Annotated in this window: 28 protein-coding genes, 1 tRNA gene and 1 pseudogene; 15 read left to right on the top strand and 15 right to left on the bottom strand. The window is 65.7% G+C overall.

Annotated elements, in window-relative coordinates; all coding sequences use genetic code 11:
• Nucleotides 1–82: 82 nt before the first annotated feature.
• The gene (locus LXM88_RS18040) at nt 83–865 is read right to left on the bottom strand and encodes an ABC transporter substrate-binding protein (RefSeq protein ID WP_262535469.1); all 783 of its coding nucleotides are present in this window, start codon (nt 863–865) and stop codon (nt 83–85) included.
• A gap of 361 nt (nt 866–1226) precedes the next feature.
• Between LXM88_RS18040 and LXM88_RS18035 the strand changes: the two genes are divergently transcribed.
• Nucleotides 1227–1922 carry a pirin family protein gene (locus LXM88_RS18035; RefSeq protein WP_262535467.1) on the top strand — a complete coding sequence of 232 codons (696 nt, stop codon included), beginning with the start codon at nt 1227–1229 and terminating at the stop codon, nt 1920–1922.
• Between the two features lie 69 nt (nt 1923–1991).
• On the opposite strand, the gene LXM88_RS18030 is transcribed toward LXM88_RS18035, so the two are convergent.
• Entirely contained in the window at nt 1992–2540 is a 549-nt protein-coding gene (locus LXM88_RS18030) for a periplasmic heavy metal sensor (RefSeq protein ID WP_262535466.1), read from the bottom strand.
• A gap of 224 nt (nt 2541–2764) precedes the next feature.
• Between LXM88_RS18030 and LXM88_RS18025 the strand changes: the two genes are divergently transcribed.
• A complete protein-coding gene (locus tag LXM88_RS18025; protein ID WP_047898732.1) occupies nt 2765–3490 on the top strand; it encodes a response regulator in 726 nt (241 codons plus the stop codon).
• Nucleotides 3474–4790: an ATP-binding protein gene (locus LXM88_RS18020; RefSeq protein ID WP_262535465.1), complete on the top strand. Its 1317-nt coding sequence runs from the start codon at nt 3474–3476 to the stop codon at nt 4788–4790. The genes LXM88_RS18025 and LXM88_RS18020 overlap by 17 nt, the downstream gene beginning before the upstream one ends.
• Nucleotides 4791–4832: 42 nt before the next feature.
• Here the strand turns inward: LXM88_RS18020 and LXM88_RS18015 are convergent, their stop codons facing one another.
• Nucleotides 4833–5096 carry a double-stranded DNA-specific endonuclease gene (locus tag LXM88_RS18015; protein WP_011352846.1) on the bottom strand — a complete coding sequence of 88 codons (264 nt, stop codon included), beginning with the start codon at nt 5094–5096 and terminating at the stop codon, nt 4833–4835.
• Nucleotides 5097–5625: 529 nt separating this feature from the next.
• Here LXM88_RS18015 and LXM88_RS18010 point away from each other — a divergent pair.
• Both LXM88_RS18010 and LXM88_RS18005 read left to right on the top strand, forming a co-directional pair.
• The gene (locus LXM88_RS18010) at nt 5626–7383 is read left to right on the top strand and encodes an ABC transporter permease (RefSeq protein ID WP_262535462.1); all 1758 of its coding nucleotides are present in this window, start codon (nt 5626–5628) and stop codon (nt 7381–7383) included.
• A gap of 22 nt (nt 7384–7405) precedes the next feature.
• Nucleotides 7406–8743, top strand: coding sequence for an ABC transporter ATP-binding protein (locus LXM88_RS18005; RefSeq protein WP_034184771.1), 1338 nt, complete (start codon nt 7406–7408; stop codon nt 8741–8743).
• A gap of 66 nt (nt 8744–8809) precedes the next feature.
• Here the strand turns inward: LXM88_RS18005 and LXM88_RS18000 are convergent, their stop codons facing one another.
• Both LXM88_RS18000 and LXM88_RS17995 read right to left on the bottom strand, forming a co-directional pair.
• On the bottom strand, nt 8810–9304 hold the full coding sequence (locus LXM88_RS18000; RefSeq protein ID WP_262535460.1) for a hypothetical protein: 495 nt from the start codon (nt 9302–9304) through the stop codon (nt 8810–8812).
• Nucleotides 9301–9852, bottom strand: coding sequence for a hypothetical protein (locus tag LXM88_RS17995; protein ID WP_096471485.1), 552 nt, complete (start codon nt 9850–9852; stop codon nt 9301–9303). Before LXM88_RS17995 ends, LXM88_RS18000 begins: the two co-directional genes overlap by 4 nt.
• Nucleotides 9853–10138: 286 nt before the next feature.
• On the opposite strand from LXM88_RS17995, the gene LXM88_RS17990 reads away from it, so the two are divergent.
• From LXM88_RS17990 to LXM88_RS17980, 3 genes are all read left to right on the top strand, one after another.
• Nucleotides 10139–10336, top strand: a complete 198-nt coding sequence (locus LXM88_RS17990; RefSeq protein ID WP_262535458.1) for a hypothetical protein — start codon at nt 10139–10141, stop codon at nt 10334–10336.
• A gap of 138 nt (nt 10337–10474) precedes the next feature.
• Nucleotides 10475–11896: an alpha,alpha-trehalose-phosphate synthase (UDP-forming) gene (gene otsA, locus LXM88_RS17985; RefSeq protein ID WP_262535457.1), complete on the top strand. Its 1422-nt coding sequence runs from the start codon at nt 10475–10477 to the stop codon at nt 11894–11896.
• Nucleotides 11889–12479, top strand: a complete 591-nt coding sequence (locus LXM88_RS17980) for an AAA family ATPase (RefSeq protein WP_262535455.1) — start codon at nt 11889–11891, stop codon at nt 12477–12479. The genes otsA and LXM88_RS17980 overlap by 8 nt, the downstream gene beginning before the upstream one ends.
• Before the next feature lie 25 nt (nt 12480–12504).
• Here the strand turns inward: LXM88_RS17980 and LXM88_RS17975 are convergent, their stop codons facing one another.
• Together LXM88_RS17975 and LXM88_RS17970 are read right to left on the bottom strand one after the other, a co-directional pair.
• Nucleotides 12505–13872 (bottom strand): MFS transporter, encoded by a 1368-nt coding sequence (locus tag LXM88_RS17975; RefSeq protein WP_262535454.1) that lies wholly within the window; start codon nt 13870–13872, stop codon nt 12505–12507.
• A gap of 166 nt (nt 13873–14038) precedes the next feature.
• Complete coding sequence (locus tag LXM88_RS17970) at nt 14039–14419, bottom strand: DUF5594 family protein (RefSeq protein WP_262535453.1); 381 nt, start codon at nt 14417–14419, stop codon at nt 14039–14041.
• A gap of 117 nt (nt 14420–14536) precedes the next feature.
• On the opposite strand from LXM88_RS17970, the gene LXM88_RS17965 reads away from it, so the two are divergent.
• Complete coding sequence (locus tag LXM88_RS17965; protein ID WP_262535452.1) at nt 14537–14938, top strand: hypothetical protein; 402 nt, start codon at nt 14537–14539, stop codon at nt 14936–14938.
• Between the two features lie 197 nt (nt 14939–15135).
• On the opposite strand, the gene LXM88_RS17960 is transcribed toward LXM88_RS17965, so the two are convergent.
• Nucleotides 15136–15456, bottom strand: a complete 321-nt coding sequence (locus tag LXM88_RS17960; RefSeq protein WP_262535450.1) for a hypothetical protein — start codon at nt 15454–15456, stop codon at nt 15136–15138.
• A 143-nt stretch (nt 15457–15599) separates the two neighbouring features.
• Between LXM88_RS17960 and eco the strand changes: the two genes are divergently transcribed.
• Nucleotides 15600–16100, top strand: a complete 501-nt coding sequence (eco, locus tag LXM88_RS17955) for a serine protease inhibitor ecotin (protein WP_262535448.1) — start codon at nt 15600–15602, stop codon at nt 16098–16100.
• A gap of 39 nt (nt 16101–16139) precedes the next feature.
• Here eco and LXM88_RS17950 read toward each other — a convergent pair whose 3' ends face one another.
• Nucleotides 16140–16754, bottom strand: coding sequence for a TetR/AcrR family transcriptional regulator (locus LXM88_RS17950; protein WP_262535446.1), 615 nt, complete (start codon nt 16752–16754; stop codon nt 16140–16142).
• Nucleotides 16755–16869: 115 nt separating this feature from the next.
• Here LXM88_RS17950 and LXM88_RS17945 point away from each other — a divergent pair, with 115 nt between their 5' ends.
• Entirely contained in the window at nt 16870–17610 is a 741-nt protein-coding gene (locus tag LXM88_RS17945) for an SDR family NAD(P)-dependent oxidoreductase (RefSeq protein ID WP_262535445.1), read from the top strand.
• 43 nt (nt 17611–17653) lie between these two features.
• Here LXM88_RS17945 and LXM88_RS17940 read toward each other — a convergent pair whose 3' ends face one another.
• Nucleotides 17654–17998 carry a hypothetical protein gene (locus LXM88_RS17940; protein ID WP_262535442.1) on the bottom strand — a complete coding sequence of 115 codons (345 nt, stop codon included), beginning with the start codon at nt 17996–17998 and terminating at the stop codon, nt 17654–17656.
• 234 nt (nt 17999–18232) lie between these two features.
• Here LXM88_RS17940 and LXM88_RS17935 point away from each other — a divergent pair, with 234 nt between their 5' ends.
• Nucleotides 18233–19612 carry a right-handed parallel beta-helix repeat-containing protein gene (locus LXM88_RS17935; protein WP_262535441.1) on the top strand — a complete coding sequence of 460 codons (1380 nt, stop codon included), beginning with the start codon at nt 18233–18235 and terminating at the stop codon, nt 19610–19612.
• 354 nt (nt 19613–19966) lie between these two features.
• Here the strand turns inward: LXM88_RS17935 and LXM88_RS37300 are convergent, their stop codons facing one another.
• The 5 genes and pseudogenes from LXM88_RS37300 to LXM88_RS17915 form a co-directional block, all read right to left on the bottom strand.
• On the bottom strand, nt 19967–20041 hold the full coding sequence (locus LXM88_RS37300) for a hypothetical protein (RefSeq protein WP_412524139.1): 75 nt from the start codon (nt 20039–20041) through the stop codon (nt 19967–19969).
• Between the two features lie 33 nt (nt 20042–20074).
• Nucleotides 20075–20452, bottom strand: coding sequence for a single-stranded DNA-binding protein (locus tag LXM88_RS17930; RefSeq protein WP_262542873.1), 378 nt, complete (start codon nt 20450–20452; stop codon nt 20075–20077).
• A 291-nt stretch (nt 20453–20743) separates the two neighbouring features.
• Nucleotides 20744–20884 (bottom strand): annotated as a pseudogene (locus LXM88_RS17925) (LysR family transcriptional regulator); the annotation flags it as partial.
• The gene (locus LXM88_RS17920) at nt 20827–21210 is read right to left on the bottom strand and encodes a DUF6538 domain-containing protein (RefSeq protein ID WP_262535439.1); all 384 of its coding nucleotides are present in this window, start codon (nt 21208–21210) and stop codon (nt 20827–20829) included. The gene LXM88_RS17920 and the pseudogene LXM88_RS17925, both read right to left, overlap by 58 nt.
• A 91-nt stretch (nt 21211–21301) precedes the next feature.
• A tRNA-Arg gene (locus LXM88_RS17915) sits at nt 21302–21376 on the bottom strand.
• Nucleotides 21377–21550: 174 nt separating this feature from the next.
• Between LXM88_RS17915 and LXM88_RS17910 the strand changes: the two genes are divergently transcribed.
• From LXM88_RS17910 to LXM88_RS17900, 3 genes are all read left to right on the top strand, one after another.
• Nucleotides 21551–22681 carry a site-specific integrase gene (locus LXM88_RS17910; protein WP_262535437.1) on the top strand — a complete coding sequence of 377 codons (1131 nt, stop codon included), beginning with the start codon at nt 21551–21553 and terminating at the stop codon, nt 22679–22681.
• A gap of 354 nt (nt 22682–23035) precedes the next feature.
• A complete protein-coding gene (locus LXM88_RS17905; protein ID WP_262535436.1) occupies nt 23036–23233 on the top strand; it encodes a hypothetical protein in 198 nt (65 codons plus the stop codon).
• 13 nt (nt 23234–23246) lie between these two features.
• Nucleotides 23247–24863 carry a hypothetical protein gene (locus LXM88_RS17900; RefSeq protein WP_262535434.1) on the top strand — a complete coding sequence of 539 codons (1617 nt, stop codon included), beginning with the start codon at nt 23247–23249 and terminating at the stop codon, nt 24861–24863.
• The last annotated feature ends 15 nt before the right edge of the window (nt 24864–24878 follow it).

The following is a 24878-nucleotide window of genomic DNA, read 5'->3' as shown; positions in this document are numbered from 1 at the left end:
GGGGCGGGCGGCGCGTGGTTGACTGCCTGTACTGCCCGGACGCGGGGCCGCCCCCGCATCCGTTGCTTCTTCTTGTCGGCGCTCAGCGGGCCGCAGCCGAATAGACGCTGAACGAGAAGTACTTGTGCGACAGCCGGTCGTACGTGCCGTCCTTGTGCATGTCGGCCAGCGCGTTGTTGATCTTGAGCTTCAGGTCCGAATCTTCCTTGCGCAGGCCGATCGCGGTGCCGTCGCCGATCGTCTTCGGATCCTTCACTTCCGGCCCGGCGAACGCGAAGCCCTTGCCGCGCGGCGTGCGCAGGAAGCCGTAGTCGGCCTGCAGTTCGTCCTGCAGCGTCGCGTCGAGGCGGCCCGAGCCGAGATCGGCATAGACCTGGTCCTGGTTCTGGTACGGAATGATCGTCACGCCCTGCGGTTCCCAGTACGCCTTCGCGTAGGTTTCCTGCGTCGAGCCCTGCTCGACGCCGACGCGCTTGCCCTTCAGCGACGCTACCGTCGGCAGCAGCGGCGAGCCGGTCTTCGCGATCATCCGCGCCGGTGCGTCGTACACCTTGTCGGAGAAGTCGATCTGCTCGCGGCGCTTGTCCGTGACGGTCAGCGACGACACGATGACGTCGTACTTCTTCGCCTTCAGCGCCGGAATGATCCCGTCGAGGTCCTGCGCCACCCACACGCATTTCACGTTGATCCGCTTGCAGATCTCCTTGGTGAGATCGACGTCGAAACCGACGATCTCGCCGCTCGGCGCGGTCGACTCGAACGGCGGGTAGCTGGCATCGACGCCGATCCGCACGGTCTTCCACTCCTTCGCGAAGGCGCTGCCCGCCACGAGGGCGAGGGCGGCGCACAGGGCGGCCTTCTTCATTTCCATCCTTCTGTTGCTGACTTTCCGGGGGCGCTCGCGGCCGGTCGGACCGGGCGCCGCGGCGTATTCTAGACGGCCAAAATTCGCCGATCGGCGTTCTGGCGATGGCGGCCGCCGGACGGGCGAACGCCAAAAGGGCGGTATTTTACCCGAACGCGATACCCGGAAAACGGCAATCCGGCGCGATCGATCGATTCTTCGATTCGGCTGTTGCGGTAATGACCGTATTCGCAATGGGTATTGCATCAATTGCAGTCGTGGGCGCAACGATCCGGTGCACGGTCGACGGATTGTCGCGTGGTCGGTGCAACCTTACAGTTGGGGCATACCAGAAACAGTGCGTCTCACGGAGTGCTGCCCCATGTTCCAGATCCGTCGCGCCGCCGATCGCGACCAGCGCAGCCACGGCTGGCACGAATCCCATCACAGCTTTCCCCGCGCCGCCGGTCGTGGCGGCGCGCCGGCGTTCGGCGCGCTGCGCGAACTGAACGAGGAGTGCATCGCGCCGACCCGCGGCTTCGGCATGCGTCCGTACCGCGACGCGGAAATCGTCACCTACGTGCTCGACGGCGCGCTGGCGTACCGCGACAGCCTCGGCAGCGGTGCGATCGTCCGCGCGGGCGGCGTGCAGCGCACGAGCGCCGGCACGGGCATCATGCTGAGCGAAACCAACGCGTCGCGCGACCAGCCGCTGCGCCTGCTGCGGATCTGGCTCGCGCCGGCCGGGCCGGGCGGCCGGCCCGGCTATGTGCACACGCGCTTCGCCGACGACGACCGGCGCGGCCGGCTGCGGCTCGTCGCGTCGCCGGACGGCGACGACGGCTCGCTGCCGGTGTACGCGGATGCACGAATCTTCGCGGGATGGATCGACGGGGACGAGCGGGTGGCGTTCGACGTGCCGGCCGGCCGCCGCGTCTACACGCATGTGGCGCGCGGCGAGGTGGAGATCAATGGCCGCGTGCTGGCGGCGGGCGATGGCGCGGGCATCGGCGGCGTGGACGCGGTGGCGTTCGCGCGTGGCCGGGCGGCCGAGGTGCTGCTGTTCGACGTCGCCTGAACGAAAAAAGGGGACGCGTGCCGGTGCCCGCGTCCCCTTCGGCGCCGCTCCGGGGAGCGGCTTGCCGGCTTACTGCGCCGGCGCCGACGCGCCCTTGGCCGCGCGGTGCTGTTCCCAGCGTTCCTTCATCTTCTCGTGGCGCTGCTGCATCTGCGCGAACTGCTGCTTGAGCGCCGTGCTGACCGTGGTCTTCTGCTGGTCGTTCAGCCCGTTGTAGAACGCGAGCCATGCGGCGGACGTCTGCTCGCGCAGTTGCGCATTCTGCTGTTCGGCCTGCTGGCGCGCGGTGTGCATCGCGTTCAGGTCGAGGATCGGCTGGTTCTGCTGCGCCTTGAACTGCTCGCGCATCTGCTCGTGGCTCTTGCGCATCGCGTCACGGTTCTGCTTCATCGTGCTGACGGCCGCCTGCCATTGTTGTTCCTGCGACGCGTTGAGCTTCAGCTGGTCGTGCAGTTTCATGATCGCGCCGAACGGGCCGCCGTCGTGCTCGTGCATCTGGTGCATGCCGGGGCCGCCCGGCGGCGGCATGTCGTTGGGCTGCGCGGCATGCGCGGTGCCGAAGGCGAGAGCGAGCACAGTGGCGGCCGCGATGGCCACGCGGGAAGTCTTCTTATACATTTCAGAAACTCCTTGTATCCAAAGGGTCCGGCGATGCAGTCCGGGGAAAGCCAGGTACCGCATCCGGTAAGACGCAGGTTAGCGATGCGGGCCCCGGCCGGTGTTACGCGGGGCGGTGGCCCGGTTACCGCGCATTACAGTTCCCTTGCGCGGTAACCCGCAGTAACCCTTTCGTCCCTTTGTTTCGTTCTTCGACTCCGCCCTCGCGCGGTAAACTTCAAGCCATGACTACCCAGATCCTCATCGTCGACGACGACCAAGAACTCCGAGACCTGCTGCGCGACTATCTCGTGCGCCAGGGGATGGAAGTGTCCGTGCTGCACGACGCGGCGACGCTCGAGAAGCGTCTCGAGCGCGAGCGGCCCGACCTGATCGTGCTGGACCTGATGATGCCGGGCGTGGACGGCCTGACCGCGCTGCGCCAGTTGCGCGCGGCCGGCGACGACATCCCCGTGATCATGCTGACCGCGCGTGCGGACGACGTCGACCGTATCGTCGGCCTCGAACTCGGCGCGGACGACTACCTCGGCAAGCCGTTCAACCCGCGCGAACTGCTCGCGCGCGTGCAGGCCGTGCTGCGCCGCCGCCGCGCGACGCCGTCGGCAGCCGCGCCCGAACAGCGCGAGCCGTTCGCATTCGGCCGCTTCGTGCTCGACTTCCAGGGGCGCACGCTGTCGGTCGACGGCAAGCCGGCCACGCTGTCGAGCAGTGAATTCGCGCTGCTGAAGATCTTCGTGAACCATGCGCTGCGCACGCTGACGCGCGAGCGGCTGCTCGAGCTGCTGCACGGGCCCGAATACGACGGTACCGACCGCGGCATCGACGTCCAGGTGTGGCGCCTGCGCCGCATCCTTGAAACGGATCCGTCGACGCCGCGCTTCATCCAGACGGTGCGCGGGCGCGGCTACGTGTTCGTGCCCGACGGCGAGGCCCATGCGCAAACCCATTGATTCGCTGTTCGGGCGGCTCGCGCTGCTCGTCGTTGGCGTCCTGCTCCTGTCGCACTTTGCGTGGTTCTTCGCGATGCGGCTCGAGCGCAACCAGATGCAGACCCGTTACGCGGTCGAGGAGGCCGCGTTCCTGGTCGACGCGGTGCGCCAGCACGTCGAGCGCACGCCCGACCAGCCGTTGCCGTCGCGCGTGCGGCTCGTGACGCCGGGCAGCGCCGACGTGCCGAACGCCGATCCGTCGAGCCTGCCGGCGGCGCTCAAGCGGTTCCGCGACGACGTGAGCGAGCGGATGCCGCCCGGCACGCGCGTCGAGATCGGCGCGCCGGGCCATCCGCCGGTGCTGTGGGTGAAGGAGCCGTCTGACCGCAACTGGATCGTGGTGCCCGTGCAGCCGCTGCGTCCGCCGCGTTCGCTTGACCGGATGCTGTTGTGGCTCGGCACGATCTTCTCAGCCGGCGTGATCGCCGCGTTGTTCGCGGCCTGGCAGTTGCAGCAGCCGCTTCGCTCGCTGGCGCGCGCGGTCGCGCGCTTCGGCCGCGGGCAGCCGGTGCCGCCGCTGCGCGAGCGCGGCCCGCGCGAGCTGCGCCAGCTCACGCATGGCTTCAACCAGATGGTGGAACAGGTGTCGCAGGCCGAGAGCGACCGCGCGGTGATGCTGGCGGGCGTTGCGCACGACCTGCGCACGCCGCTTGCGCGGATGCGCCTGCGCGCGGAAATGATGGACGATGCGCGCTTGCGCGACGGCGTCGTGCGCGACGTCGACTCGATGTCGCACATCGTCGACCAGTTTCTGGTGTTTGCGCACGGCGGGTCCGACCGCAGCGAGCCGGTGCCGGTCGATCAGGCCTGCGAGCGGATCGCACGCAGCTATCGCGCGGTCGCACCGAATGCGCCGGCGGTCCAGACGCGGCTCGACGCCGATCCGGGCTTCCGGCTGCCGACGGCGACGCTCGACCGGATCCTGTCGAACCTGCTGGACAACGCGCATGCGTACGGCGCGCCGCCCGTGCTCGTCGAGACGGCGCGCACGTCGACCGGCTACGTGCTGTCGGTCAGCGACAACGGCGGCGGGATCGCGCCGCGCGACCTCGCGGCCGCGACGCGGCCGTTCGTGCGGCTCGACCCCGCGCGCGGCGGGAACGGCCACAGCGGGCTCGGGCTCGCGATCGTCGAGCGGCTCGTGCTCAGGCTGGGCGGGGCGTGCGACATCGGCAACCGCCCCGAAGGCGGCCTGCGCGTCGCGATGACGTTTCCGTTCGAGGTCGTGCCGAAGGACGAGCCCCACGCTCAGGCCGCGTAAGCGATTGCGGCGCCTGCCCGGGCAGGCAAGCACCGCGCGGCATCATTCGAACAGCGTGCCGAGCGTCTCCGCCGCGTTGCTGTCGATCGTGTTGTAGGTCACGGTAGTGGCCTCGAAGATGTAGACGGTCGTATAGCGGCCGAGGCGCTCCAGGATTTCCTCCTGCAGCGATTCCGGCACGACGTTCATGTTCAGGTACCATGCCGTCGACGACAGCCGCGTCTGGAACGACCCGTATTCCTGCATCAGTTCGTAGAACGCGTCGGCATCCTGATCGCGGCAGACGATCACCAAGTTTCCTGCCATTCCCTTCCTCCCGCTCGTCGGTCGATCCTCGAGGTCTGTTTACATGTGGAACGGCCATGCGTTGCCACGAGAACGGCCGCAACAGACCCCAAGGGCTAGCCCCGATCATACCCGCTTCGCCGTATCCGGCTCCTGACGCCCGACACGGTTTGCGCCTGCGTGCGGCTGGCGGGTTCACGGCCGGCCCGGATCACGGCATAATTCGGGCCTGCATGCCGGCCGAACGACTGCGGCCGGGCTGCCCCGTACCGTGCACCCGCCGTCCACCCGCGCGCCGGGCACGATCCGTGCGCCGCCCGTGGCGGGCGCCGTCGCGCCGCCCCGGGACGGTTGTACCTGAAATACAGGTTGGTGTAGTGTCGTGCCGTCGCGAGCCGGCTCGACCGGGCCGCGCGGGGGCGCAGCTTGCACGCACGGCGCATCGCGTCTGCGCGAGATCGTCAGTCAATCGAATTACCGCGCCCGTGCGCTTTGCCATGAATCAACATCGACTGCCGGCTTCGTTCGGCCTTACCGGGGAGGGCGCCTGATGGACGTCGGATTCTTCAATCCGAACCGGACCGCCAACGCGTCCGCGTGGCGCGTTCTGCCGAACCGGTGGGACTTCATCGCGTTTCCGCTGATCATCTGCCTGCTGGCGATGGCGATCGTCGGCTTCCACGAAACGATGGCACCGATCGGGACCCTGCAGACGCAGAAGATCTCGCTCGACCCGTCGAACCTGCCCGAATACGCGTTGCGCACCACGCTGCGGATGCTCGCGGCGATGGTCGCGTCGCTCGTGTTCACGCTCGTCTACGGCACACTCGCGGCCAAGAGCCGTCGTGCGGGCATGGTGCTGATCCCGATCCTCGACATCCTGCAGTCGGTGCCGGTGCTCGGCTTCATCTCGTTTACGGTCACGTTCTTCCTCGCGCTGTTCCCGAGCCGCGTGCTCGGTGCCGAGCTCGCGGCGATCTTCGCGATCTTCACGAGCCAGGCGTGGAACATGACGTTCAGCTTCTACCAGTCGCTGCGCACGGTGCCGCGCGATCTCGACGAAGTGTCGCGGAGCTTCCACCTGACGTCCTGGCAGCGCTTCTGGAAGCTCGAGGTGCCGTTCTCGATGCCGGGGCTGATCTGGAACATGATGATGTCGATGTCGGGCGGCTGGTTCTTCGTCGTCGCGTCGGAAGCGATCACCGTCGGCAACCAGACGATCACGCTGCCGGGGATCGGCGCGTATCTCGCGCAGGCGATCTCGGACAAGAACCTCGGCGCGATCGGCTGGGTGATCCTCACGATGACGGTCGTGATCCTGGCCTATGACCAGTTCCTGTTCCGCCCGCTCGTCGCGTGGGCCGACAAGTTCCGGATGGAGAACACGAGCTCGGGCAACGCGCCGGAGTCGTGGCTGCTCGACCTCGTGCGCCGCACGCGCCTGATCCATCAGTTGCTCGTGCCGGCCGGCTGGTTCTTCGCCAAGGCTGCGCGGATTCCGCTGCGCCTGCCGCTGTCGGGTGCGATGCGCTTCGCGCTGCCGCGCGTCGAAAAGAAGGCGTCGCGCACGGTCGACATCGCCTGGGCGGCCCTCGTGCTGATCGGCACGGCCTATATCGTGTGGCGCGTCGTCAGCTTCGTGTCGACCGGCGTGACGATGGCCGAGGTCGGCCACGTGCTGGTGCTCGGGCTCATCACGCTGCTGCGCGTGGTCGTGCTGATCGCGATCGCATCGGTGATCTGGGTGCCGATCGGTGTGTGGGTCGGGCTGCGCCCGAGGCTGGCCGAGAAGCTGCAGCCGCTCGCGCAGTTCCTCGCCGCGTTCCCGGCCAACCTGCTGTTCCCGGTGTTCGTGATCGTGATCGCGCGCTTCCACCTGAACCCCGACATCTGGCTGTCGCCGCTGATCGTGCTCGGCACGCAGTGGTATATCCTGTTCAACGTGATCGCCGGCGCAACGTCCTACCCGAACGACTATCGCGAAGCGGCGACGAACTTCCGCATCCGTGGCTGGCAGTGGTGGCGGCAGGCGATCCTGCCCGGCATCTTCCCGTACTACGTGACCGGCGCGATCACCGCGTCGGGCGGCGCGTGGAACGCGAGCATCGTGTCGGAAGCCGTGCAGTGGGGCACCACCAAGATCGAGGCGCACGGCCTCGGCGCGTACATCGCGCAGACCACCGCCGCCGGCGACTTCCCGAAGATCATCCTGGGCATCGCCGTGATGTCCCTGTTCGTCACCCTGTTCAACCGCCTGCTGTGGCGCCCGCTGTATGCCTTTGCCGAAGCGAAGCTGCGGCTCGACTGAGACCGATTGAGAGCGAAACGCGATGCACAATCCGAATGCTGTAAACGCCCCCGTCCAGACGTCCCAGCCGCCGCGCCTCGGCGAGGAAATCCTGCGCGTCGATCACGTCTGCCGCGGCTTCAACAAGACGCAGGGTGAACTACTCGTGCTCGACGACGCGAACCTGTCGCTGCGCGAAGGCGAGATCGTCGGGCTGCTCGGCCGTTCCGGCTCGGGCAAGTCGACGCTGCTGCGCATCATCGCCGGCCTGATCGAGCCGACCGGCGGTGAAGTGACCTATCTCGGCCAGCCGCTGCGCGGCCCGGCCGAAGGCGTCGCGATGGTGTTCCAGACGTTTGCGCTGTTCCCGTGGCTCACCGTGCTGCAGAACGTGGAGGCCGGCCTCGAAGCGCTCGGCGTCGGCGCGCGCGAGCGGCGCGAGCGTGCGCTCGCCGCGATCGACCTGATCGGTCTCGACGGTTTCGAGAACGCGTACCCGCGTGAACTGTCGGGCGGCATGCGCCAGCGCGTGGGCTTTGCGCGCGCGCTCGTCGTCGATCCGACGATCCTGCTGATGGACGAGCCGTTCTCGGCGCTCGACGTGCTGACGGCCGAGACGCTGCGTACCGACCTGCTCGACCTGTGGACGCAAGGGCGGATGCCGATCAAGTCGGTGCTGATCGTCACGCACAACATCGAGGAAGCCGTGTTCATGTGCGACCGGATCCTCGTGCTGTCGTCGAACCCGGGCCGCGTGATCGCCGAGATCAAGGTGCCGTTCAAGCATCCGCGCAACCGGCTCGACCCGGCGTTCCGCAAGCTCGTCGACGATATCTACGCGAAGATGACGGCCCGCCAGACCGGCGAGGCGACGAAGAAGGGGCTCGAGCTCGGCAGCTGGCTGCCGCAGGTGTCGACCAACCTGATGGCCGGCCTGATCGAAACGCTCGCGATGGCGCCGTACCATGGCCGCGCGGACATGCCGGAAATCGCGCGCACGCTGCATCTGGAAGTGGACGATCTGTTCCCGATCGCCGAAGTGCTGCAGTACCTCGGTTTCGCGGACGTGCGGGAAGGCGACGTGTTCCTGACGCCGCCGGGGCGCGTGTTCGCGGAATTCGGCACGCAGGAGCGCAAGCTGATGTTCGCGGATCACCTGCTGAAGCACGTGCCGCTGGCTGCGCGGATCAAGAAGGTACTGAACGAGCGTCCGGGCCATCGTGCGCCGCGTGTGCGCTTCGAGCAGGAGCTCGAGGATTCCCTGTCGGACGGTGCGGCCGAGGAAACGCTCGACGCGGTGATCGACTGGGGCCGTTATGGCGAGATCTTTTCGTACAACGACCAGACCGAGATCTTCAGCCTCGAGGACGTCGAGTCCTGATCGATCGTGCCGGGCCGTTCAGCCCGGCAGCCGCATGCGCCGCGCGTCACGCAGCGCATCGCCCCGTTACTGCAAATTGCCCCAGCGGTCGACAGCCGGTTCGGCCGACGCCCATTTCCAGTGCGTGCCTTGCTGGCACGCACTCGCGAAATACCAGTCGGCCTTGTCGCCGTCCTTCACCGAGAACGCGAATTCCTTGCACAGCGCGAGCGCCGACGAGTACGCGCGCGTGACGCGCACTTCGCCTTCGCCGTTTTCCAGCGGCAGCGTGTTCTTCACCTTCCACGGTTTGATTTCGCCGACGGCCAGGCTGCCGGCCGCCTTCGCGATCGCGTCCTGCTGGTTCTGATGGAGTTGCTTCATCGTGCGGTTGACGGCCTCGTCGGTCGCGGCCTGCACGGCGATCCCGACGCCGAGGCCGACCGCCGGGTTCGCGGTGACGAGGCCCGTCGCCGCACCGGCGAGCGCGCCGCTCGCCGCGCCGACCGACCCGCAGCCCGACAGCGTGGCCGCCGCCGCGCAAAGCGCGCCGATCGCCGCGATACGGATCGCGACGCTCATTGCAGCGCGCCCCAGCGTTCGGTTGCCGGTTCGGCCGACGCCCATTTCCACACGGGGCCGTCGCGGCAGATGGTGGCGACGTAGAACGCCGATTGCGCTGCCTTGTCGGGCTTCGCGGGCGTGTCGACCGCGAACACGATTTCCTTGCAGTCGAGCGGACCGATGCTGATCATCCGGCTGACCGTCACGCGGCCCTGCTCGTCGTCCTCGATCGGGAACGAGTGGTTCGTCGACCACGGCGCGACGCCGCCCACGTCGAGTGGGCCGGCTGCCTTCGCGATCTGTTCCTGCGTGTAGCGGTGCGCGACGCGCTGCGTGTACTGGACACCCGCACGCGCACCGGCGACGGCGCCAAGGCCGATGCCTGTCGCGACGGCGGCGTTGTTGGTGACCTTGGAAGCGATCGCGGCGCCCGCGATACCGGCGCCGGCTGTTGCGCCTTCGCTGTACAGCGAGTTGCAGCCGGACAGCAGTGCGGCCGTGGCGAGTGCGGCCAGCACGACGCGCGCCGGCATGGCCCGGCGCGACGATTCGAAACGAATGTTCATCCCTGAATGCAAGTCCTGTCTGGGTGAGCGGCGACGCTTGCGCGCCTCCATGCCGCGTCATTGTTTCGCAATTGTCATAGGAAAAATGCAAAGCTTTGACAAATCGCCGAATGGCATGCCGCGCGGGCGCGCGGCGCTATTCTCGGACAGATGGCTGACGCGGGGTCGAAACGTTACAAATTGAAGGTAATTGTTACTTTGGCGTGCAAGGAACCGACCTAGACTGTTTTGTTATGGAATGTTTCTACGACGGCTTCGAGCCGCGCCTCATATGAGACACCCAGCCATGCGTCGTCCGAAACGGTTTTCGCATCGGCCACCCGACGCGGGGGCGGACCAACCGCGTCCACAGACCGACGCGCCATCCGCACCGCCATCCGGTGCACCCGGCGAAACGCCGTCCGACGGCGATCACAACCAGGGCGGCGCCCGCCCGGAAGGGCTCGACTATCAACGCGACCTCGGCCAGGAGCAGGACGCTTGATCCCGTCGTCGTCGCATTCCGCAGCCGCATTTCATTGCATTTCTCGGAACTGAATCGCCGCACGGCCGCTTTCGGGCAGCCGCGTGAGCCTTGGCGCGCGCCGCGCGCCAGCCAATCGAATCGAGGAGGGGAAGCCGCATGAGCAGATTGATCGTGGTATCGAACCGTGTCGCCGCCGGCGAGGACACGCGCCCGAGCGCGGGCGGCCTGGCCGTCGGCGTGATGGACGCGCTGAAGGAAACCGGCGGCGTCTGGTTCGGCTGGAACGGCGAGATCGTCGGTGCGCCGGATGCCGAACCCGCGATCCAGCGGGACGGCAACGTCACGTATGCGACGGTCGGGCTGACCCGGCGCGACTACGACCAGTACTACCGCGGCTTCTCGAACGCGACGCTGTGGCCGGTGTTCCATTACCGCGGCGATCTCGCGCGCTTCGACCGGCAGGAGTACGCGGGCTACCTGCGCGTGAACGCGATGCTCGCGAAGCAGCTCGCCGCGCTGCTGCGGCCCGACGACCTGATCTGGGTGCACGACTACCATCTGCTGCCGTTCGCGCACTTCTTGCGCGAACTCGGCGTGAAGAACCCGATCGGCTTTTTCCTGCACATCCCGTTTCCGTCGCCCGACATGCTGCGCCTCGTGCCGCCGCACGAGGAACTCGTGAAGTTCATGTGCGCGTACGACGTCGCGGGCTTCCAGACCGATGCCGACAAGCAGGCGTTCACCGACTATATCGAGCGGCGCGGGATCGGCGCGGCGAGCGACGACGGGATGCTGCACGCGCACGGCCGCGTCGTGAAGGTCGCCGCCTATCCGATCGGCGTGCATCCGGACGCGATCGCGCAGGCGGCCGTCCAGTACAGTGCGCGCAAGCCGGTGAAGATGCTGCGCGAGGCGCTCGACGGCCGCAAGCTGGTGATGAGCGTCGACCGCCTCGATTACTCGAAGGGGCTCGTCGAGCGCTTCCAGTCGTTCGAGCGGATGCTCACGAATGCACCGGGCTGGCAGGGGCGCGTGTCGCTCGTGCAGATCGCGCCGCCGACGCGTTCCGACGTGCAGACCTACCAGGACATCCGCGAAACCCTCGAAGGCGAGGCCGGCCGCATCAACGGCCGTTTTTCGCAGCTCGACTGGACGCCGATCCAGTACCTGAACCGCAAGTACGAGCGCAACCTGCTGATGGCGTTCTTCCGGATGTCGCAGGTCGGCTACGTGACGCCGCTGCGTGACGGGATGAACCTCGTCGCGAAGGAATACGTCGCGTCGCAGGACCCGGCCGATCCGGGCGTGCTCGTGCTGTCGGAGTTCGCCGGCGCGGCGGCCGAGCTGACCGGTGCGCTCCTCGTGAATCCGTACGACCTGTCGCAGATGGCCGAGGCGCTCGAGCGCGCGCTGTCGATGCCGCTCGCGGAGCGGCAGGCGCGTCACGAGGAGAACCTCGCGCGCCTGCGCGAGAACGACCTGTCGGTCTGGCGCGATACGTTCGTCGCCGACTTGCGCAGTGTCGCGGCGGCCGCATCGGTCACGCAGCGCGCGGGCCGGCGGGTTGCGCATGCGTGAGTTCGCGCAGCGCGCCGAGGACGACGACGCGACCGACGACGCCACCGGCCGTTTCTTCGTCGTGACGGGCGGCCCGGGTTCGGGCAAGAGCACGTTGCTCGACGCGCTCGAGCGCGCCGGTTTCGCGCGCTCGCAGGAGGCCGGGCGAGGCGTGATCCGCGACCAGGTGGCCGTCGACGGCCAAGCGCTGCCGTGGCGCGACCCGGCCGCGTTCGCCGAACTGATGCTGAGCTGGGAGATGCGCTCGTACCATCTTGCGCGGCACGCGCGCGGGCCCGTGTTCTTCGACCGCGGCGTGCCGGACGTGGTCGGCTACCTGCGGCTGACGGGGCTGGCCGTGCCCGCGCATGCGGAAGCCGCGGCGCGCCGCTTCCGCTATCACCGGCGCGTGTTCATCGCGCCGCCGTGGCCCGACATCTATGCGCAGGACACCGAGCGCCGGCAGGATTTCGCGGAAGCCGTGCGCACCTACGACGCGATGGTCGATTGCTACACGTCGTACGGGTACCGGCTGATCGAGTTGCCGCGCGTGAGCGTGAAGACACGGGTGCGCTTCGTGATGGACGCGCTCGACGCCGCATGACGCGCCGGTGCGGCGCGCCGTGGTGTCAGGCCACCGTGTCCGGCCGCGGCGACGCGATGCGCAACATGCTCACGATCGCGGCCACCGCCGCGAAGGCCGCGGCGACATAGAGCGCGATCGTCGGCCCGCGATCGGGCACGAGCCCGAAAATCAGCGCGACCAGCGCGGCGCCGAGCGTCTGGCCCGTCAGTCGCGCAGTGCTCAGCATGCCGCCGGCGCCGCCGCTGCGCTCGCGCGGCGCAGACGACAGCATCGCGCGGTTGTTCGGCGACTGGAACAGCCCGAAGCCCGCGCCGCACAGTGCCATCCGCCACACGATGTCGACGGTGCCCGGATGCGCGCCGATCGTCGCGAGCGACAGCAGCCCGGCTGCGAACAGCGCGAGCCCGATCCCGCCGAGGATGCCGGCCGAATAGCGGTCCGACAGCACGCCCGCGAGCGGCGCGGCGAACACGATCACGAGCGGCCACGGCGTCATGTAGAGGCCGGTCTCGACCTGCGAGAAGCCGAGTGAATTCTGCAGCCAGAACGGCAGCGCGACGAACGCGAGCATCTGCGACGTGAACGACGCCGTCGACGTATAGACCGACAGCGCGAACATCGGGATGCGCATCAGGTCGACGGGCAGGAGCGGCGCCGGCTGCGACAACTGACGTTTCACGAAGAAGTAGCCGACGACGAACGCGACGGCCAGCTCGGCCGCGACGTACGCATGGCCTTCGCCGTGGCCGAGCCCGTCGACGGCCGTGATCAGCAGGCCGAACACGCACGCGTTCATCAGCGCGCTCGGGAAATCGTACGGCGCGTCGTGCAGCGGGTTGGCTGGCAGCGCACGCACGCTGCCGAGTACCGCGGCGATGCCGATCGGCACGTTGACCGCGAACAGCCACGGCCACGACGCGACCGACAGGATCGCGGATGCGACCGTCGGCCCGATCGCGGACGACAGCGCGACCACCATCGCATTGATCGACAGCCCGCGCCCGAGCATCGACGACGGGTAGATCATCCGCACGAGCGCCGCGTTGACGCTCATGATGCCGGCCGCGCCGAAGCCCTGGATCACGCGCATCACGGCGAGCATCGGCAGCGAGCCGGCAAGCGCGCAGCCGAGCGACGCCGCGGTGAACAGCGCGAGCCCGGCGATGTAGATGCGGCGATAGCCGATGCGCTCGCCGAGCGACGCGAGCGGCAGCAGCGTGATCGTGACCGCGAGCTGGTAGGCGTTGACGATCCAGATCGACGCGGCGTCTGACGCATGCAGGTCGCGCGCGATGGTCGGCAGCGCGACGTTCGCGATGGCGCCGTCGAGCACGGCGAGCGTGATGCCCAATGCGACGCAGACGATCGCCCAGTAGCGTTGCGGAAGCGGCAGACCGGTATCGGCGTTCATGGCGGGAGCGAAAGCGTGGTTGTCCGCGCGCCCGGTTGCCGGTTGCGTGCGCAACCATGCGAAAAGGGTGGAGGCGGCGATGAACGGCCCGGCCGGCGCGGCTGCACCGGACCGGGGCCGGTCGAGTGTATCACCGGGTCGTATTGCGCGACGCCGGCGCGCGCACTCAGCCTTCGAAGTCGAGGCCGCCGAGCCGCACGAGCGGGTCGGCCTGCGTGCGCGACGCGAGATCGATGTCGCGTGCGCCCTGCCACGCACCGAGTTTTTTCGGCAGCGCGGCCAGGTAGTGCTCGAAGCGATGCGGGCCGTCCGGCTCCATCAGCCGCTCGATTTCGTCGGTGTCCCAGGTCAGCTCGAGATTCAGCGGATGCACGAAGCCGCTCACATGCTCGTGCGGCGCGCTGCGGATCTGCACGCGCGTCGGGTGCCCGTGCCCGCCGTACGGGATGACGTCGGTCAGCACGTGATCGGCGAAGAAGGCGGCGATTGCCTGCGCGATGCGCGGCGCGAATTCGGTATCGAAACGGCGGGCGGTTTCGGGCTGCATGAAGGCGTCTCCTGAGTGCCGAAAATCGTAGCACGGCGGCGCTGCGTTTCGGCGTGTGCGATACGCGTAATGGCGCGTTACCACTTGCTGCATCTATTACGGCCGCGCGCCGCCACAATGCATCGCATCCAGTACCACTTCGCGTGGGAGTCCATCATGAAAAAGATTGCCGCAGTGTGTGTCCTCGCCGGTTCGCTCGCCGTGGCGGGTCCGGCGTCCGCGCATGGCCGCGACGGCGGCGCCATCATCGGCGCGTTGATCGGCGGCGCGGTGCTGGGCGCAATCGTGACGTCCGCGATGAATCCGCCCGTCGTGTATCAGGCGCCCGCGTACCAGGCACCGGCCTATCAGCCGCCGACGTACTACCAGGCGCCTGCGTACCAGCAGCCTGACTATCCGACTTACCAGCAGGCGCAGTACCAGGACGACGGCCCGAACTATTGCTACGACCGCTATCAGCGCGCGTATGTGTGCGGTGCGCCGGTGTCGCGCGGCTACGCGCAACCGGCCGGCTGGTAAGCAGGCAGGTGCGCGACGCGTGACCGGCTTCGGTGCCGGCTGGCCGGCACCTCCCGGAGTTCGCCGCGCCGGACCGGACGACAAAAGGCCCTCGCTTCATGCGAGGGCCTTGGTTTTTTCCGCGGCCGTTCGTTCGTCCGCGTGATGCGCCGGCCATCGGCTGGCCGTGTGCGGATACAAACGGTTGCAATTGAACGTCAGTGGCGATGGCCGCCGCCGTCGTCGCCGCGCCCGCCGCCATCGTTCCAGTCGCCGCGGCGTCCGTCGCCGCGTCCCCAGCCGCTGCCGCGGTTGCCGCGATCGCCGTCCCAGCGGTGGTAGTCGCGCCGGCCGCGATCCCAGTCGCGCCCGCCGCCGCCGCCCCAGATGTTGACCGTGCCGTACACCGGGGCGGCGTACGCGTAGCCGGGATCGGAATAGTAGGGCTGTCCGTAGCCGTACCCGTATCCGGCGTCGGGTGCGACGACGCAGCCGGCCAGCAGGGTCGCGACGCCGGCGGCAGCAATGAGCTTCAGCATGATGTTCTCCGTTGGTTCCCGTATAAGTACCGCGCGCGGGGACTGCCGGCTGTTCGGAATTGTGTCGTGAAATTACAGCGCCGTAAGGTCGCGCGGCGAAAGTGTTAGCATCCAGGGCTCATTTGTTTTTCAGGAGCACATCGATGAAATTCGCGATCCGGGCCGCATTGGCCGCTTTCTGCGTCACGACTGCCGCCGCGTGCGCGGCAGGCCCCGCATCGGCGCCCGCCGTGCCGGCCGAGTCGATCAAGATGTTTCCGCAGGCAGCGGTCGGCCAGCAGCGCGCCGTGATCGCGCTGCCCGCGCTCGAGAACGAGGGCGATGCGCGCGTCGAGCTGATGATCGGCAAGACGCTGCAGACCGACTGCAACCAGCAGTGGTTCGGCGGCGAGCTGACCGCCGAGGACGTGAAGGGCTGGGGTTATACGTACTACCGGCTCACCGACGTGAAGGGGCCGGCGTCGACGCTGATGGCGTGTCCGGGCCAGGCGCCGCAGCAACGGTTCGTGCAGGTGCGCGGCGACGGTCAGCTGCTGCGCTACAACAGCCGCCTGCCGCTCGTCGTCTATGTACCCGACGGCTTCGAGGTGCGCTATCGCGTGTGGCACGCGTCGAAGGACGTGCAGCGCGCGGCGAAGCAGTAACGTGCCGGTGCGGCCGCGCGCGGCTGCGGCGTCCTGCCGCTAGCCGCCGCTCGCGCCGACGAGCGCCGGCCACGCGGCCAGCGCGGCTTGCGCGACCGCCTCCAGGTCGCGACGGCTCGCGCCGTCGCGCGCCTGGATCGACATTCCCTGCTGAACCGTCACGTAGTACCGCGCGATCGCATCGAGGTTCGCGTGCGTCGCAATCTCGCCGGTCGCGACACCTTGCCTGAGGCGCTCGCGCAGCGCTTCGACCGTGCGTTCGCGCATCGCGATCAGCGTTTGCCGGACGGTGTCGGAACGCTCGGCCGGGTGCAGTGCCGACAGCACGATCAGGCAGCCGGCCGGCTTCGACCGCCGCGTGAACACGCGCGCGGTATCCATCAGGTAGTTCCGCATCGCGTCGTACGCGCTGCCGGCCTGCTCGACGCCATCCCAGATTTCCCGCCCCTCCGTTGCGCGGTAGTGCTCGAGTGCCTGCCGGAACAACGCTTCCTTGCTGCCGAACGCCGCATACAGGCTCGGTGACGCAATGCCCATCGCGGCCGTCAGGTCCGCCATCGACGCACCCTCGTAGCCGAGACGCCAGAACACCTCCATCGCGCGATCCAGCGCCGCTTCCTTGTCGAAGCTTCTCGGTCGGCCACGTTCAGCCATTGCTTCCCTCCCTTCGTCGATATCTGTATCGATCGATAAAATAATTCAATTGACAGTGTCGCGCAACTTGCCACATTCTGTGTCGGCCGTTACATAAATAAGGAAAGGAACGAACATGGATCGACTTCAGGGCAAGCGTGCACTTGTCACGGGCGGCAGCCGCGGCATCGGCGCGGCCATCGCGAAACGGCTGGCGGCCGATGGCGCGGACGTCGCGATTACCTACGAAAAATCGGCCGAGCGGGCGCAGGCCGTCGTCGCCGGCATCGAGGCGCTGGGCCGTCGAGCCGTCGCGATCCAGGCCGACAGCGCCGATCCGGCGGCGGTGCGCAACGCGGTCGATCGTGCCGCGGAGGCGTTCGGCGGTCTCGACATCCTCGTGAACAACGCGGGGATTTTCCGGGCCGGCACGCTGGACGACCTCACGCTCGACGATATCGACGCGACGCTGAACGTGAACGTGCGCGCGGTGATCGTCGCGTCGCAGGCGGCGGCGCGGCATCTCGGGGAGGGTGGGCGCATCGTGTCGACCGGCAGTTGCCTCGCGACGCGCGTGCCCGATGCGGGGATGAGCCTCTATGCGGCGAGCAAGGCCGCGCTGATCGGCTGGACGCAGGGGCTCGCGCGCGATCTCGGGCCGCGCGGCATCACGGTCAATATCGTGCATCCGGGGTCGACGGATACCGACATGAATCCGGCCGACGGCGAACATGCCGGTGCGCAGCGTTCGCGGATGGCGATTCCGAAGTACGGCAAGGCCGATGACGTGGCGGCGCTCGTTGCGTTCGTCGTCGGGCCGGAAGGGCGGTCGATCAATGGGACCGGGTTGACGATCGATGGCGGTGCGAACGCGTAAACGCCGATGCCCGGCGTGATTTCGCCGGGTGGCGTTGCGTTCGTTATCGGCAGCCGAGCCGTAGATGCTCGGTTTCCAGGTTGACCCGCTTGTCGTAAGCCTGCAGTTCGTTGCGCGGCTTGCCGTCCGGGCCGATTCCGCGCACGACCTTTTGGCCGCGGTCGGGTGCATGCGTTACAGCGTCGATGCCGGCGGCCAGTTCCCTGCAGCGTGCGTCGGAGGACGCGTTTCCCGGGCGCGGTGCTGTCGCGCCCGTGACGTTGGCGATGCCCGGGCTGACGTAGCGCTGTTTCGCGTGCGCCGTGCCGGACGCGGTGCCGGTATCGGCGGCGTTCGCCGTGCAGGTCAGGGCCGAAAGTGCGGCGAGTGCCGCGAGCGTGCGAATCATGGTCGGGTTCCGTATGCGGCGAAAAGTTCGGGATTCTATGCAATGTCCGCCGCATGCGGGCCGCGATCAGGCAGAGTGCGATCACGTGTCGCATGTCATCGTGATGACGCCGTGATGAATGAAGGGGGGGCAGCGACCCGTTTGATGTACGGCGCGGAAGCTCGGGCACAGAGTTTATTTGCAAAGTGGTCTGGCATACTTACGATGGCGCCATCTTGGGATCGCGGACATCGTATGTACACAGTGGAACGGGCGACACTCGCCGCGCTCTGTCTTGGTCTGGCTGCATGTGGCGGCGGTGGCGACGGCGGGGCGGCGTCGTTGCCGCAGACCGTTGCGGGCACATCGACATCGCCGGCCGTGCCCGCCAGCGCGGCATCCGGCACATCGACTTCATCGACATCGTCAACGTCGTCTGCGAACTCGGGTAGCTCGACGTCGCCGGCCGGTGCGACACTTTCGCCCGCCAACGGCGCCGGGTCGACCCTCGTCGCGGACGTCACGGTTTTTCCGGCCGCCGACGGCAGCGACCAGGCCGACGCATTGCAGAAGGCATTCGACAGCCTGAAGGCCGGCCAGCGGCTCGTCATCTCGCCGGGCCGCTACGTCGTCGGGCGTTCGCTGTCGGTGACCGTGCCGCAGGTGGTGATTTCCGGATACGGCGCGACGCTGGCCGCCACGAATCCGGCGGACCAGACGATCGTGATGAGCGGCGCCGGATCGACGCTCGTGGGCGTGACGCTGGCCGGCACCGGCACGACGCGGCTCACGACGCCGGCTTCGACCAAGGTCGAGGTGACGGGCGCGGGCGTCCAGGTGCTTCGCGTGACGATCGATGGCGGCGCCAGTGGCGGGATCTTCGTGTTCGGCGGCAGCGGCGTCGCGATCGTCGGCAATACCGTCCGGGCGACGCTGGCCGACGGCATCCATGCGACCTACGGTTCGACCAACGTGCTCGTGCAGAACAATACGGTGACGGGCACCGGCGACGACCTGATCGCCGTCGTCAGCTATGTCGGCGATGGCCGCCTCAGCAGCAATGTGCTGATCGACCATAACGCGGTGTCCGGCAACGCGTGGGGGCGCGGCATTTCGGTGGTCGGCGGCCAGGCCGTGACGATCTCGAACAATACGGTCGACGGCGTCGAGAAGGCGGCGGGCATCCTGGTCGCGCAGGAGGACAGCTGGAAAACCTACGGGTCTTCGAACGTCGTCATCACGGGCAATACCGTGACCAACATCCAGAACTCGAACGTGAACAATGGGCTGCAGCCGACCCAGCAGGGCGCGATCGAGCTGGATACGTGGTCGGGAGCGGTGTCGGATGTCACGGTGGCGGACAACCGCGTGTCGGGCTCCGGTTATGCGGGTTTCCGGGCGTACGGGAACGTGTGTTCGTTCAGCGTGACGGGGAATACGTTCTCGTCGATAGCTGGTTCGCCGGTGTCGCTGCTGTCGAGCGGTTGTGCGGTGGGCCAGATCGTCGTCGATGCGAACCAGTTGGGCGATGGCAGCTTGCTGGCGCGGCCGGCAGGTGCGTCGGCGACCGGTGCGTTTACCGTGACGGGCGCGGATGCGAGCCTGATGCCGCAGGTGCGGACGGGGTTGATGTAAGGAGCGGGGGCGGGTGCGGTCGCCTGACGGCGTTCTGCGTGCGCGGTTCCGGCAGATCGTGTCCGACGGCAAGTCGTGAACAAGGGAAAGTGCGGGAAATTTCTGGTCCCCCGACAGAATTCATGTCTACATGAGGGAGAAAGGACTGGTGACCATGGGGTGTAAAAAGACCCCCAAAACAACCTCCTGACGATCGATGCCACGGGGGCAGCTTCGCTGGTTCCAGCGGTCCGCCGCACTTCTGTGTGCGGAAAGGTGTTCAAGCTCGGGCGGCGCTCGAACCCACCAATCGATCCACCAAAAATATATCCATGGTCAGTCGCCGGCGTGGCCATCGATAGCCGCGCAGATCGATTAAAACGGCTTAAACATCGATGTTCCCTTGCCGAAGAGGCGGTCGTAGACTTCGACAGCATACGCATCGGTCATACCAGAGACGTAGTCGCATACAAGCTCCTCGACTCACAGGGGATCATCTGGGTGGCCGTCGGCGTGGGAGTCTTGAGGCGCCGATTCGCCGCTGACCACCTGCCGCTTGCGGCGAACGTGATACGCCGTCAGGAGCCCGTGAGCAACCATATCGAGCGCCGGCTTCACGAGGCCATTCTTGTCAGTCCAGACCTTCGGCGTAAGCGCGCCTGAGAGCGATACGCTATCCGCGTCTCCGAGAGCGAGCAACGCGGTCTGGACGTCGTCGTTGAATGCGATCACATTCACGAATAGTGTTTCGCCGTCACCAGCAGTCGCGCGGACCTTGCATGTCACGAACCGCTTTCCATTCTGTCCTGTCCCGATCTGGGCTTCGCCGTAGAGGCGCCCACTCACCAAACCATCGATCATCATTTACCCCTCTGGTCGTGTGTTGCATCGAGCGGTGCTCTGCCACACCCGCATATGATCCCATGCCGTCAAGCTGAAGAGTCCGTCCTTCGTCGCCGACTCGCGGCTGCGTGTGTCGACGGCAATCATCGATGGAACTTCCATGCTCGCCGGCTTCAGTACACGGCCAGCGGTGGGAAAGGCGTCGACCGGAACGAACTGACCATCTTCAGTTGGGCCGATGCGGCGCAGCCGATGGGGCTGTTCTAACCGACGATGCCGACGCGGACTATCGCGCCGGCATCGCGCTTGCAGATCCTTGCAGGCGGGGAGGAGATCTTGCTCGACGAGTCGGATCTCGATCCGGTTTGACGTCTCGATGTGCTCGGGGTTCTTCATCGAGAAAGGAGCGTCTGTAGTGCTGACGATGATGGTGCCGGTCTGCAGTTTTCCTCAAGGTTGGCCGGGTCGACGCCGTACTCCGCAAGCAATGCGCGGGCTTCTTGCTGGACATCCGCACGCGTGGGATTGCGCAGCCGTTCGCATTCTTCGTCGCTCTGCTGGAGCAGCTTCTTGACATGGGGCGCGGCAACCCTCGGGTCCGACGTTTGCAGCGAGACCACGTAGTGGGTTTTCCCCGCGTACTTTGAGCCAGCAGGGAGCAACGGTTTCACATCGTCGGGGATGCGGCGGTAGAAGTAGAGCAGCGAGCTACCGGGCTTTGACCGGCTGTAACCGAGCTTCACGGACACGATGGAGGAGAGGCGCAACAAGGCCATGTAGTACCACCTGTAGTAACCAGTGTAGTACCTACACACGACCCTGGAATCCCTGTCAGGCAAGCCAGCCAAGGCTTTGCGAGGGATTTCCTGGTCCCCCCGACAGGAATCGAACCTGTATCTAGCGCTTAGGAGGCGCTTGTTCTATCCATTGAACTACGGGGAGCGGATAGCTTGAGCGGGGAGGACTGACCCCTTGCAAATCAGGCTCTTAGCCTTGTCCTGTGTGCGTCTCCGGGATTTTCGTCGTTCCGCGCATGACGCGAAATGACGAGTTGTGAAGCATAGTTTAACGCCCCGCCTGCTACAATTCTGCTACAAATCGACCCTGTAGCAGCGTATGTGGATGACGCATTGCTACAGTCCACAAACGGGGTGTTTCATGGCTTCGATCCTCAAGATCGGCGACCGCTGGCGGGCTCAAGTCCGCAGGCGGGGACAGAGTATATCAAAGACGTTTCGAACGAAGGGCGCGGCCGAAGCGTGGGCGCGCGAGATCGAGGGTGGTATCGACAAGGGGCAGGGTGCCGTCGACGAGGAGACGATCACGGTCGGCGAGTTGGTGCGCCTGTACCGAAATGCTCGGAACGATTCCGGCCGGGCAGTGGCCGACAAGTCGAACGAAGACTACATGCTCAAGCGGCTGGAAAGTCACTTTGACGATGAAGTGGCGGCGAAGCTGTCGACCAAGCGGCTGGTGAAGTTCGCCCAGGAGCGAAAGAAAGAGGGGGCTGGGCAGTACACGATTGACATGGACATATCCAAGCTCGGGACCGTGTACAAGCACATGGCGTCGCTACTCGATCTGCGATTGCCGCATGCTCCGAGCATCGCGCGTCCGACACTTGATCACCTGCAGCTCATCGGCCCCGGCAAGCATAGGGATCGTCGACCGACTCGCGACGAGATCGTAAAAATCTTCCAGTGGTTTGCAGAGCACCCGGAGCGCGAGCAGGCGGTGCCGGATGTGATTCGCGTTGCTATGAAAAGCGCATTCCGGCGGGGCGAGTTGTTTCGGTTGACGTGGTCGGATCTCGACGTCGAGCGGCGGCTCGCGCTCGTCCGTGATCGCAAACATCCGCGACAGAAGAAGGGTAACGATGAATGGGTGCCGCTGATCGGCGATTCGCTCGAGGTGTTGCTGCGTCAGGCACGATATCCGGTGCCGCCGACATACGAGGCGAAGCGAAAGGTGGACCCGACGATCGAGCCGCATCCAAACGAGTACATCTTTCGATTCAGCAAGAGCACGGCGAGCAAGTACTTCAAGTTGGCGTGCGACGACAAGGGCATTGTCGATTTACGTCTGCACGATATGCGACATGAGGCGACGAGTGCGCTCTTCGAGGGCGGGTGGGATATTCCGGAAGTCGCGGCGGTGACCGGTCACAAAGACTGGCGAAATTTGCGGCGGTACACAAATCTTGATCCGGCGCAAGTCTCAAGAAAGGGGCAAATGAAAGTCGGTTGACGACGTTGTTGCGCCGCAACAGCGCGATGGCCGAGGTCAAAGTGTCGCAGGCGTCGAAAAAATATCCTTATTTTTTCACCTGATTGAGAGAATTCCGCCGACATTGACAGAATCAAAGTCACTTTGCGAGTGCAAACTTTGTGCTGACGTGAATAGTCGCCGAAAGATCGAAAAATATAGTGAAAGCACTGGTTACCGTGGATGAAGTGGTGACAATTTTTCGCTAAGATCCTCCTAACACAGCTTGCACGTGCTGTGCGGGGCGCATCGAGGGTTACAAGTCTTGTGTTCGATTGATCTCCATGTTATGATCGCGCGCGATTTCCGCGCGCCTCTGTTTTTTTGGGGGTTATCATGAATTCACCATTTCGTCAAGGATCACCTGTGCCGTTTGTTCAAGTCCTACCTAACGACCTAGTCGAGTGGCTCGACTCGGCTGCCGGTCAGCAGGCTCTGAACGCTGCGGCGGAAACGGCTGACAAGTCCATTGCGGCGCTGAATTCGGAGCGCGAGATTCGCCGCGAGGATTTGCATCAACCGATTACTCTGTGACGATGAGGCGCGTTTGACAGCGTATAAGGTGTTGCCGTACACCGTCGACAATCTGGTCCAGTGTTTCGTCGATGGTTCCAAGTTGACTTCAGTGGATGCGGTGCGCGCGAAGCGGCACCGCATTTATTTTGAAGAGTACTTCAACGCACTTGGCGCTGCGACAATTGTCGCGGAACATGACTACATAGATCGCGACTATCTTGAGGATTACGCGGCGTACTACGACCGCTGCTTTCGCGAGTACCCGCGGCGAACCCATCGGCTGCACTTTTTCAGACTTGCATTCGATGCGGAACAATTCGCCGAAACAATTGCGAAGTCAGGCGCAAGACAGATGTCGGAAGCCGAGCTACGACAATCGTATCTCGGCTTTGTTGTTGTCAAACCTCTGCCCCTGACGATCGTTGGGCGCACGTGTCTTGCTACTTACTCCGACGATGGTGGTCGTCGGTGGTATCCGAGTTTACGCAAATACCCTGTCGGCTTGTTTGGGCTAGAGCTTGAAATTGAGACTCTCGCCTATCAGGAGCAGGACACCGTTGTCGCGGCATGTGCAACAAGTGCGCTCTGGTCTTGCTTCCAGGGGACGGGGAAACTCTTCCAGCATGTTATTCCTCCGCCAGTTGAGATTACCGATTGGGCGGGTGACCATCTTCCGGAAGATTTGGTCGCCGCGAGTTCTCGTGCGTTCCCTAACAGTGGTCTCACTGCTACACAGATGGCGCACGCAATTCGGCGCGTCGGGCTTGAAGCGTTTGCTGTAGGTACGGAAAGTCGATACGGCCTCAATGGCATCACATATGCCTACCTTCGAGGCCGAATTCCGTCGTTGCTCGCGTTTCAATTGCACAGTAACTATGGGACGCCGAACGCAATACACATGGGAGGGCACGCCGTTGCGCTAACGGGTTTCTCGTTAAGCGGTGTCGCGCCTATTCCTTATGGACCTACCGGCTTCCTTTTGCGTGCCTCTCGTATCGATCGACTGTACGGTCACGACGATCAGGTCGGGCCATTTGCTCGTATGGTTTGGGATGTAGTCTCTGTTCCGGCTGGTCCAGTAAACGCGACCGGCGCCGTGCCGACGAAGCAGGCGGATGTTCTTCGCACGGCTTGGGAGGGGGTGATCCACGCGGATCCGAATTTCGTTCTGCTACCCCTGTATCATAAGATTCGCATACCGTTCAGCCTCATTCACGACGCTGCGTTGGAACTGGACGCGGTATTGGAGCCGCTCCGTCAGCAATTCTTCGCAGCTACGCCACGCGCGGAATGGGATATTTTCCTCACCACGTGCAACGACTATAAGGCATCGGTGCGTGCGGACTACCCTCAATTCGGGTTCAATCTCTTACCGTCGCTAACCGCGAGCTTGCCAAGATTCCTTTGGCGGGTTATCGCTCGGACGGGCAACGATGTGCAGTTGGACATACTGTTTGATGCGACTGGCATTGGCCAGCACGACCTCGTGGAGCACGTCGTGTCGTCGGGTGGTGTATACGCGCAAATGATCGTTGCTATCGCGATCCACGGTCAGACCGCGCTGGCTCGCCTTACAACGCAAACCAGAGCGGTCTTTAATCGCTTCGTTGTTTCCCCTGTTGTGCCCCCTGCCCCTGCAGCTCCTTAATTGCCAACTGCCGCA

The organism is Burkholderia sp. S-53, from assembly GCF_025560745.1.
Classification (GTDB): Bacteria; Pseudomonadota; Gammaproteobacteria; order Burkholderiales; family Burkholderiaceae; genus Burkholderia; species Burkholderia pyrrocinia.
The sequence above is the reverse complement of the archived record's forward strand: the minus strand, read 5'-3'. Positions and strand labels throughout refer to the sequence as shown.